The sequence below is a fragment of the Flavobacterium sp. A45 genome (assembly GCF_002001005.1).
Classification (GTDB): domain Bacteria; phylum Bacteroidota; class Bacteroidia; order Flavobacteriales; family Flavobacteriaceae; genus Flavobacterium.
This window is the reverse complement of record NZ_MUNX01000143.1, coordinates 1-8,769: the sequence shown is the minus strand read 5'-3', so window position 1 is coordinate 8,769 and position 8,769 is coordinate 1. Positions and strand designations below refer to the sequence as shown.

General features: G+C 34.7%; 10 protein-coding genes and 2 tRNA genes. 3 read left to right on the top strand and 9 right to left on the bottom strand.

Annotation, left to right across the window (positions count from 1 at the left end; translation table 11 throughout):
* The 3 genes from B0E44_RS16150 to B0E44_RS16140 form a co-directional block, all read right to left on the bottom strand.
* On the bottom strand, positions 1-1,140 hold a 1,140-nt coding region (locus tag B0E44_RS16150), incomplete at its 3' end, for a P-loop NTPase fold protein (RefSeq protein WP_131828094.1).
* A 41-nt stretch (positions 1,141-1,181) separates the two neighbouring features.
* Positions 1,182-1,736: a crossover junction endodeoxyribonuclease RuvC gene (gene ruvC / locus B0E44_RS16145; protein ID WP_039116297.1), complete on the bottom strand. Its 555-nt coding sequence runs from the start codon at positions 1,734-1,736 to the stop codon at positions 1,182-1,184.
* A 34-nt stretch (positions 1,737-1,770) separates the two neighbouring features.
* The gene (locus B0E44_RS16140; RefSeq protein ID WP_077377606.1) at positions 1,771-2,193 is read right to left on the bottom strand and encodes a DUF1003 domain-containing protein; all 423 of its coding nucleotides are present in this window, start codon (positions 2,191-2,193) and stop codon (positions 1,771-1,773) included.
* 100 nt (positions 2,194-2,293) lie between these two features.
* Here B0E44_RS16140 and B0E44_RS16135 point away from each other — a divergent pair, with 100 nt between their 5' ends.
* Both B0E44_RS16135 and B0E44_RS16130 read left to right on the top strand, forming a co-directional pair.
* The gene (locus B0E44_RS16135) at positions 2,294-3,244 is read left to right on the top strand and encodes a lysylphosphatidylglycerol synthase domain-containing protein (RefSeq protein ID WP_077377603.1); all 951 of its coding nucleotides are present in this window, start codon (positions 2,294-2,296) and stop codon (positions 3,242-3,244) included.
* Entirely contained in the window at positions 3,241-4,338 is a 1,098-nt protein-coding gene (locus B0E44_RS16130; protein ID WP_077377600.1) for a glycosyltransferase, read from the top strand. Before B0E44_RS16135 ends, B0E44_RS16130 begins: the two co-directional genes overlap by 4 nt.
* 116 nt (positions 4,339-4,454) lie before the next feature.
* Here B0E44_RS16130 and B0E44_RS16125 read toward each other — a convergent pair whose 3' ends face one another.
* The gene (locus tag B0E44_RS16125) at positions 4,455-4,931 is read right to left on the bottom strand and encodes a hypothetical protein (protein ID WP_077377597.1); all 477 of its coding nucleotides are present in this window, start codon (positions 4,929-4,931) and stop codon (positions 4,455-4,457) included.
* 112 nt (positions 4,932-5,043) lie between these two features.
* Here B0E44_RS16125 and B0E44_RS16120 point away from each other — a divergent pair, with 112 nt between their 5' ends.
* Positions 5,044-5,544 (top strand): DUF456 domain-containing protein, encoded by a 501-nt coding sequence (locus B0E44_RS16120; RefSeq protein WP_077377592.1) that lies wholly within the window; start codon positions 5,044-5,046, stop codon positions 5,542-5,544.
* 57 nt (positions 5,545-5,601) lie between these two features.
* On the opposite strand, the gene B0E44_RS16115 is transcribed toward B0E44_RS16120, so the two are convergent.
* The 5 genes from B0E44_RS16115 to B0E44_RS16095 form a co-directional block, all read right to left on the bottom strand.
* Positions 5,602-5,675: transfer RNA gene (locus B0E44_RS16115), tRNA-Asp, on the bottom strand.
* A gap of 243 nt (positions 5,676-5,918) precedes the next feature.
* Positions 5,919-5,992 (bottom strand) — tRNA-Asp (locus B0E44_RS16110).
* 86 nt (positions 5,993-6,078) lie between these two features.
* Entirely contained in the window at positions 6,079-7,005 is a 927-nt protein-coding gene (locus tag B0E44_RS16105) for a DUF58 domain-containing protein (RefSeq protein ID WP_077377589.1), read from the bottom strand.
* A 94-nt stretch (positions 7,006-7,099) separates the two neighbouring features.
* Positions 7,100-7,417: a thioredoxin gene (gene trxA, locus B0E44_RS16100; protein ID WP_077377586.1), complete on the bottom strand. Its 318-nt coding sequence runs from the start codon at positions 7,415-7,417 to the stop codon at positions 7,100-7,102.
* Positions 7,418-7,724: 307 nt separating this feature from the next.
* A complete protein-coding gene (locus B0E44_RS16095) occupies positions 7,725-8,660 on the bottom strand; it encodes an outer membrane beta-barrel protein (protein ID WP_077377583.1) in 936 nt (311 codons plus the stop codon).
* Positions 8,661-8,769 lie beyond the last annotated feature (109 nt).

Here is an 8,769-nt window from a genome sequence, read left to right as displayed (position 1 = left end):
AACTACATCCTTGGATTCGTTATCATCATTAAAATCAATTATACTTTCAAAAGATGCAAAAGTCGATTTATTAGAGTAATTTTTAATTAAGCCATAACACTCTCCGCTTTTAATTTTAATATATTCAATCCAAAATAAATCTCTTAAATTAATTTCTTCAGCAATAGCAAAAGCTCCAATAAAAAAACTATTAAGAACCTTTATTATTTCCCTAGGCGAACTAAAATAACCTGAGGAAAATTCCAAATCAATTTGTTTAAACTCATCCTCAAAACGTTCAGTATTATTTATTCCTAAATTAATTTTGACTTGAAATAGCCTTTCCCTAAAAAATTCTTTTAAATCTTCTTCTTCAATTCTAGGTAGATGAATAGGTATATTTATGATTTTTTCTAAAAAAGACTTTCCATCTTCAATATTATCGCCATATCTGTGTTTAATTGCTTTTGCAACTTGTGCACTATCAAGGTTAACAATAAAAATAAAGTTGCTGAAATTAGCATTTAGCTTAATTAACTTCAAAATTGTATAAATCTCTTCTTTATCCAACCTGTCTAAATCATCAATAAATACTACAACTTTGAAATTAACTCTTTTAATTGCCTGATTTACTTTATCTTTTAATGAATCGAGAGTTAATTTATCATCTTGTAAATCTTCCCCTAAAGCTTGAAAAATCTCATTAGCATCAAAAGTAACTTTGCTGTTGAAAATTTTTGGAATGCCAACCGTAGCAGATATTTTTACAGCTTTCAAATATTTACTATACTTTGAAATCCATTTACCTACTTCATGAAGATTTGTATTTTCTTTTACATAAAATTTCTTTGACAGTGAATCAAAAAAATCAAATAGCATCTCATCTTCACTAGAATATCTCCAAGGATTGAAATGAAATTTCAAATATTCTTTATCGCCTTCTTTTTTATCGAAGTGATCAATTTTGTTTTCTATTAAATTTAAAAATGAAGTTTTACCTTCTCCCCATTTTCCATAAATACCAATTGTTATTGGTTCTGGATTACTAGAATTTAATTGAATTAATTTTTGAACTTTATCAGCATAGTGCTTAAAATTAAATAAATCATCTCCTGGTTTAGATATAGGATTGTCTCCTAAAAAGTGAATATTATTTGACATAATTTATTTTTACTGATTATTATAAACCTGAAAACTAACCACTATTTCTTAACTCGTTCTTCGTTCTGTTTAACAAAAGCATCCCAGCCTGTATAGCTTTTGGTTCCAATAACTTTCCCCGAATTAAAAAAATGACAAACCGCAGCTGCCAATCCATCGGTACTATCCAAGTTTTTTGGCAATTCTTTCAATCCTAATAATTGTTGGAGCATTTTGGCCACTTGTTCTTTGCTGGCATTTCCGTTTCCGGTGATGGCCATTTTAATTTTTTTGGGCTCGTATTCAGTGATGGGAATATCTCTGGAAAGCCCTGCTGCCATTGCCACGCCTTGTGCACGACCAAGTTTCAGCATCGATTGTACGTTCTTACCGAAGAAAGGAGCCTCAATCGCAATTTCGTCTGGATGGTGGGTTTCTATTAATTCAATGGTACGTTCGAAAATGATTTTCAATTTCTGGTAATGATTGTCGTATTTGGACAATTGCAATTCATTGAGTTGCAAAAATTCCATTTTCTTATTGACAATTTTTATCAATCCAAAACCCATAATGGTGGTTCCGGGGTCTATTCCTAATATGATTCGTTCTTTTGTCAAGGTTTGTATTTAAGTTGTGGTAACGATGCGTTTTTTATTTGGCCGAATTGATTTTCATCTCTTCTAACATCTTTATTATTTTATCCAATTTTTCCGTTTCAATAGTATCTAGTTTAATTGCCAAAGCTTCAATTTCAAGCTTTGCATCAATATTGGTCTGATAATCGGATTGAGCCTGGATCCTATCTCTTTCACTTTGCCTATTTTGAGACATCATAATAATGGGTGCGGCATAAGCGGCTTGTGTCGAAAAAACAAGATTCAACAATATAAAAGGATACACATCCCAATGATACACATAACCAATTAGATTCAATCCCATCCATACTATTACAAAAATACTTTGAATGATAATGAATTTCCAAGAACCCATTCCTTTAGCCACTGAATCAGCCAAACGACTGCCAAAGCCTAATGTTTCTTTATGTTTATCGTGCCAAGTTTTGTTATTCTTCATCTCCTTTTGTTTTATTTTAAAATGTATTCTTTCGTACTGTTGTGAAAGTCTGTGAGCCTTTACGTGGCTTTGTATAATAGTTTTTCCTTTACTTTGCGGTATGATTTCAATACCACACAAAACTAAGCAATTCCTTGTACTTCTAGTCAAACTTTTGATTGTAGGCGGTGCCTTTTATTTTATATACAATCAATTGGCCAACAACGACAAACTGGACTGGCAAAAATTCTTGGTGCTGTTTCATAAAAATCAGTCGGTTTTAGGAATCGGTTTTATTCTGCTTTTGAGTGTACTGAACCGCTTGTTTGAAATTTTAAAATGGCAAAATTTGGTTTCCTATCTACATCCTATTTCTTTGAGCGAAGCAACCAAACAAGTATTGGCTGGGCTTACAGCAGGATTGTTTACTCCAAACGGAGTGGGTGAATATGCCGGAAAAGCATTATACTTTGACAAAAAAGAAGCCAAGAAAGTAGTATTCTTAAACCTGATTTGCAACGGAATCCAGATGATACTGACAGTGGTTTTTGGCATTTTTGGATTGTTGTATTTCAATGCGCAATACAACGTCATTACCACCAAAACTGTAGCCGTATTATTTGGAATCCTGTTAATCCTATTTGCTGTTTTATTTTCAGTCAAAAAAATCACAATCAAAGGCTATTCCATAGAAAAGCTGATTCATAAAATCAACGAAATACCCAAATCGATTCATCAAAAAAATACGCTTTTGGCTATTTTAAGGTATTTGGTTTTCTCCCATCAATACTATTTTTTGTTTTTGGCATTTGATGTCGATTTGCCGTATTTGATTTTAATGTCAGCCATTTCGAGTGTTTACTTTCTGGCCTCATCTTTACCAACTTTTCAATTTTTGGATTTTGCTGTTAAAGGAAGTGTAGCAGTTTATTTCTTTGGAATATTGGGCGTAAATGAATGGGTAGTTGTCTTTGTGACTACACTGATGTGGTTCCTGAATGTGGTTTTACCGGTGATTATTGGAAGTTATTATGTGTTGAATTTCAAACCCAAAACTGTACCCTCGCTATGATTTTGTTTTTATTAGGTATAGCGATCGTTTATGTGCTGACTATAAGTTGGCTTATTTATGGTTTTACCAAAATAAATCATTTTGAATACATTGGCTTACCGCCAAAAACCAGCTTTAGCATTATTGTTCCTTTCCGTAATGAAACCGAAAATTTACCGATTTTACTGGAAAGCTTTTCAAAATTGAATTACCCGACGGATTTGTTCGAAGTGATTTTGGTTGATGATGAATCGGAGGAGAGATTGCAGATTGCAGATTACGGATTGCAGATTACAACTCTAAATAATATTCGCGTTTCAAATTCTCCTAAGAAAGACGCCATTGCAACGGCTATGGAAATCGTGAAAACAGATTGGGTTATCACCACCGATGCTGATTGCACGGTTTCTAAAAATTGGCTATTGGCATTGGACAATTTCATTCAGTTACATCACGTCTCGATGATTGCAGGAGCGGTTACCTACGATTGCAATAATTCCTTTTTGCATCATTTTCAACAATTGGATTTGGCAAGTTTACAGGGTGCAACGATAGGCAGTTTTGGAATCAAAAAAGGTTTTATGTGTAATGGAGCTAATTTTGCCTACACCAAATCATTTTTTCAAAAGCTAAAAGGTTTCGAAGGCAACTCTGCAATTGCAAGTGGCGATGATGTTTTTCTGTTGCAAAAAGCCTTGTCTAAATATCCAGAAAAAGTAGCTTATTTAAAATCAAAGAATACTATTGTAACCACAAAACCCACCAATGATTGGAAATCGTTGTTTAACCAACGCGTTCGTTGGGCTTCCAAAACCACTTCCTATCAAAGTATTTTTGGGAAAAGGTTGGGACTGCTTGTCTTTATTATGAATTTTGGTTGGGTATATTGTTTTATACTGACATTTTTGGGGATGCTTCCTTATTTTTTCGTTGGGCTGTATTTCCTGGTCAAGTTTGGAATTGACACTGTGCTGATACAGCAAACAAACAAATTCTTGACAAAACATAAAATACGTTATTTGCTTTTAAGCAGTTTGTGGTATCCGTTTTTCAGTACCGCTGTTGCCTTGTATTGCTTGTTTGGAAAATACGAATGGAAAGGGAGGCGGTTTTAAACAAATCTTGTTATAAAAACGAATGCCCTAGCCCAGATAGCAGTGAAAATCCTTTATGTTTTTCCTTTAAAAACATAAAGATTGCAACGAATAGCTGGAAATAGCTCCTTAAAAAACTACTCCACTTTTAGAATTACAGGAAGTATAAACTGGGTTTTTACGGGTAATCCTCGCTTGATTGCTGGATTGATTTTTGGGAAGTCCACCAAACGGGCTTTGAGGATACTGTCAATTTTTACGGTATCATAAGCCACCGAATCTTTTGGAAATTGCGGTTCGAATTTCATTGTTGCATTAGGAAAAACAGTCACTTTTACCTCGATGGTGTCCAGCTCCGGATATAGCATTGCCAGTGTGTCGTTGCATAGTTTCTCTTGTATTAACTGGGTTAGAACCTCAAAAAAACATTGCTGACGTTGTTTTTTGTCTTCAATTTTATCGCAATCCACAACCGATGGGTATTCGTCTACCTCTTTCCAATTGATGGACTTCAATTCCTTCTGCAACAATTCCTTTTCGGAGGGAATCTGCTTGTCAAAATATTGACAGGAATTAAAAAGTATAAAGACTAAAAAAAGGGAAAACTGCTTCAATGTTTGTTATTTGAATGGGACTAATTTGTTATAAAAATACAATTATTTTTCTCATATTCGTGAATGAAATGAGTGTTGCATTTTCGGCATCAAAATTACTAAAAATATTTTTATGGATATCCTGCTTTTGTTATTGGGTTTTGCTTGTGTTGTTGCAGGTATTTTTGGGAGTTTCTTGCCTGTTTTACCTGGGCCAAGCATCAGTTGGGTTGGAATCGTATTACTGTACTTTACTACTGCTGTCCCTGCCAATTATTGGATTCTCGGCATTTCCTTATTGATTACTGTTGTGCTAACGGTTTTGGATTATGTCATCCCTGCCAAGGGGACCAAAAAATTTGGAGGCAGTAAATATGGCATTTGGGGAACCAATATCGGCTTGATTGTTGGGATTTTTGCTCCAATTCCGTTGGGCTTTATTATCGGGCCGTTTGTGGGTGCCTTTGTTGGTGAACTCATTTATGATAAACAAGACCATCAACGGGCTTTGAAAGCGGCTACTGGATCTCTGCTAGGCTTCTTCGCTTCCTCTTTTATGAAGTTTGTGGTCTGTATGATGTATCTGGGATTGTTTCTTTGGATTGTATGGCAACATAGTGCTGCTCTGTTTTGAAATTATTAAACAAAAAAAAGCCTCTCCAGTTAAGGAAAGGCTTCAAACAATATGTTGCGGTCTGGACGGGACTCGAACCCGCGACCCCATGCGTGACAGGCATGTATTCTAACCAACTGAACTACCAAACCTTGTTTTATTGCGAGTGCAAATATACAACAGATTTTCGTTTACGCAACTATTTTATAACACTTGTGTCAAAAAAAATGTAACTCCCTTAAAATCAAAAAAGCTATCCACAAAGTGGAAAGCTTTTCATTGGTCTAACTACAAACCGGTCTCGTCATATTTGGACGAGAAACAACACAACTAGCTTTAGATACCGTATTTGGGCAAAAAAGCCTTTCTGTTACGAAAGGCTTTTCCCAATATTGCGGTCTGGACGGGACTCGAACCCGCGACCCCATGCGTGACAGGCATGTATTCTAACCAACTGAACTACCAAACCTCTGCTTTATTGCGGTGGCAAAGATACAATAGATTTTCATTTACACAAGCCTTTTATTAGAGAATTTTAAAAAAATTTCAGCCGTACTACCCAAACTTTTGTTTTTCAATCAGGTAGGTCGTTAAAATTTTTTCAAAACTTTCGCCAACCCCCACAGGAATGTACTTTATTTTGTTTTGAGCACAGGTTAAAGCCAGCTTTTTAAAGTAATCGCCCACCTGTTTTTCGTATTCTTCCTTAACATTATCTGCAAAAATGACTACCTCATCCCCTGTTTCCACATCAATAAACTTCCTTGGCGCATTGTCAAAATCAAATTTAAGCTCCGTTTCGTTGTCAACCACATGAAATAAAACTACTTTGTGCTTATCGTGTTTTAAATGTTGCAAAGCATTAAAAAGCGCTTCTTCGTTATCCGACTGAAACATGTCGGTAAACAAAATTATCATCGAACGACGATGAATTTTCTCCGCTATCTGATGTAAATAGGTAATAGTGTCCGTCTGTTTCTTCTCTTTTGAATTATCCAGAAGACCTTCAAGTTTGTTCAAAATCATTCTATGATGACGATCACTCCCTTTCTCGGGCGCATAATACTCATAACTATCCGAAAACACACTTAACCCAACCGCATCACGTTGTTTTTTCAGCAAGTTCATCAAAACCGCCGAAGCCAATACCGAAAAACCTATTTTACTCTCATAAAACTGCTGATCGCTCTTTAATTTAGGATAATGCATCGACGAGGAATTATCTATGATAATATGACATCTTAAATTAGTCTCTTCCTCAAAACACTTGGTGTACAACCGATCGGTTTTGGCAAATAACTTCCAATCGATATGCTTGGTACTCTCACCTACATTATATACTTTATGCTCGGCAAATTCTGCCGAAAATCCATGAAACGGACTTTTATGCATTCCCGAAATAAAACCTTCCACCACTTGATTGGCTAACAATTCCAAATGCTGAAAACTGGATATTTTTTCTATTTGCGATTCGATCTTCATATTCCAAATGTATAAAAAACTTTAGACAGTTTAATAAACAAAAAAAGGCTTGACTTTCGCCAAACCTTTTTATATAAACTATAATCGTTACCGATTACAACAATGCGTCTAAGCTATCTGCATACGTTTGTTTCGGAGCCACTCCTACTTGTTTCCCAACTACTTCTCCGTTATGGAAAACTAATACTGTTGGAATGTTTCTAACACCGTATTTTGCAGCAAATTCTTGGTTTGCATCTACATCAACTTTACCTACAACTACTTTACCTTCGTACTCGTTGCTAAGTTCGTCAATGATTGGTCCAACCATTCTACAAGGTCCACACCATGCTGCCCAAAAATCTACCATTACTGGTTGTGTCGATTTCAAAACTACTTCTTCAAAAGTAGCATCTGTTATTGCTAATGCCATACTATTTTTATTTTATGTTTAAATGCTTGTTTCTTTTAACTAGGGTACAAATTTAGAAATTAAAAACCAACCAAATGCCATTCCCAAATTAGTTTTCATTATAAATGTATTACTAATAGTTATTTCCAATTGATTAGGAGCTATTTCCTGCTATCCGCTTGTATCTTTTCTTGAGTTGAAGAAAAATCAACTCAAAAAAAGGATACCGCTTCTATCAGGGCTAGGGCATTCCGCTTTTCAAAATATTTAGTCCTAAAAAAAAGACCCTCTTTTCAGAAGGCCTTCATTCTATTTCAATTGCGTTTGATTATAGACTGTATTTCAATCCAAGAGTCATACCCAATCCACTAATTCCAACATAAGAACTAATATCATCAGTAGCTTTAGTACTATCAAAACCAGCTGCATTTGTTACTTTACTATTAGAAGTCGTATTGATTTGCTCAACATAATTTGTGTGATTTACTGAATAAGATCCATCTCTAAAAGATGTAGGAGTATTTAATTTATCTACACCATTTTCAGTATACTCAACAGTTTCTTTTGTATCACCACTAACAGTAAAATTACGGTACTCTAATTCAGCAAAAACAGAAATATTTTTACCTAATTTATAAGATGTCCCTAAAGCAGCCATAAATCCCATTGTTGGATTTGGCAACACCTCTTCTTTTGTATATGCGTTAGTTACTCCTGCTGGAGTTGTATAAGCTCTAGTAGTTTCAATTGTCAAATCTCCATGAACTGGAATAATAACCCCTACTTTCGTATAAGGTTCAAATCCTTTTGCTTCTCCAAGAAATAATACAAGCGCTGGCGCCAAATCAAAAGCAGTGATTTTCCCTTCAGCCTTACCAGTAACAGATATGATAAAAGGATTAACTTGAATATATCTACCAACAGTTTCAACCATAGTTTTACTATTGCTTTTAAAATAATTCATACCCATTTCAACCCCTACACGAGGTGAAAAACGATACCCTGCAGTTATACCAGAACGAAAACCTTCTCCAAAAGATCCAGTTATAGTTTCTCTTGAACTTAAAACACCATTTACATAAATGTCTTTATTTGGCAATTGTCCAGCAACAACAGGAAATTCTGTAGCGACAGTTTCCATAAAATAAGAACCTCCTAATTTAAAATACCAAGTTTCTGGCTTACTATCTGTAGTACTTGTAGTTTGTCCTACCATAGTCATCGTAGAAACGAATAATCCTAATAAAAATAATTTTGTCTTCATTTTTGAAATTTAATTTTGAGCAAAATTAAATTTTATTCCTTTCCTTATAAACACCTCCTAATCGAATAATACAAAATGATTATTTTCTCTTAATTAGTATAAACAAACC

Excerpts from the sequence above, each read along its gene's own strand:
- B0E44_RS16140 (WP_077377606.1), bottom strand. The coding sequence starts at position 2,193 with ATGAAGAATAACAAAACTTGGCACGATAAACATAAAGAAACATTAGGC.
- B0E44_RS16135 (WP_077377603.1), top strand. The coding sequence starts at position 2,294 with ATGATTTCAATACCACACAAAACTAAGCAATTCCTTGTACTTCTAGTC.
- B0E44_RS16130 (WP_077377600.1), top strand. The coding sequence starts at position 3,241 with ATGATTTTGTTTTTATTAGGTATAGCGATCGTTTATGTGCTGACTATA.
- B0E44_RS16120 (WP_077377592.1), top strand. The coding sequence starts at position 5,044 with ATGGATATCCTGCTTTTGTTATTGGGTTTTGCTTGTGTTGTTGCAGGT.
- B0E44_RS16105 (WP_077377589.1), bottom strand. The coding sequence starts at position 7,005 with ATGAAGATCGAATCGCAAATAGAAAAAATATCCAGTTTTCAGCATTTG.
- trxA (WP_077377586.1), bottom strand. The coding sequence starts at position 7,417 with ATGGCATTAGCAATAACAGATGCTACTTTTGAAGAAGTAGTTTTGAAA.
- B0E44_RS16095 (WP_077377583.1), bottom strand. The coding sequence starts at position 8,660 with ATGAAGACAAAATTATTTTTATTAGGATTATTCGTTTCTACGATGACT.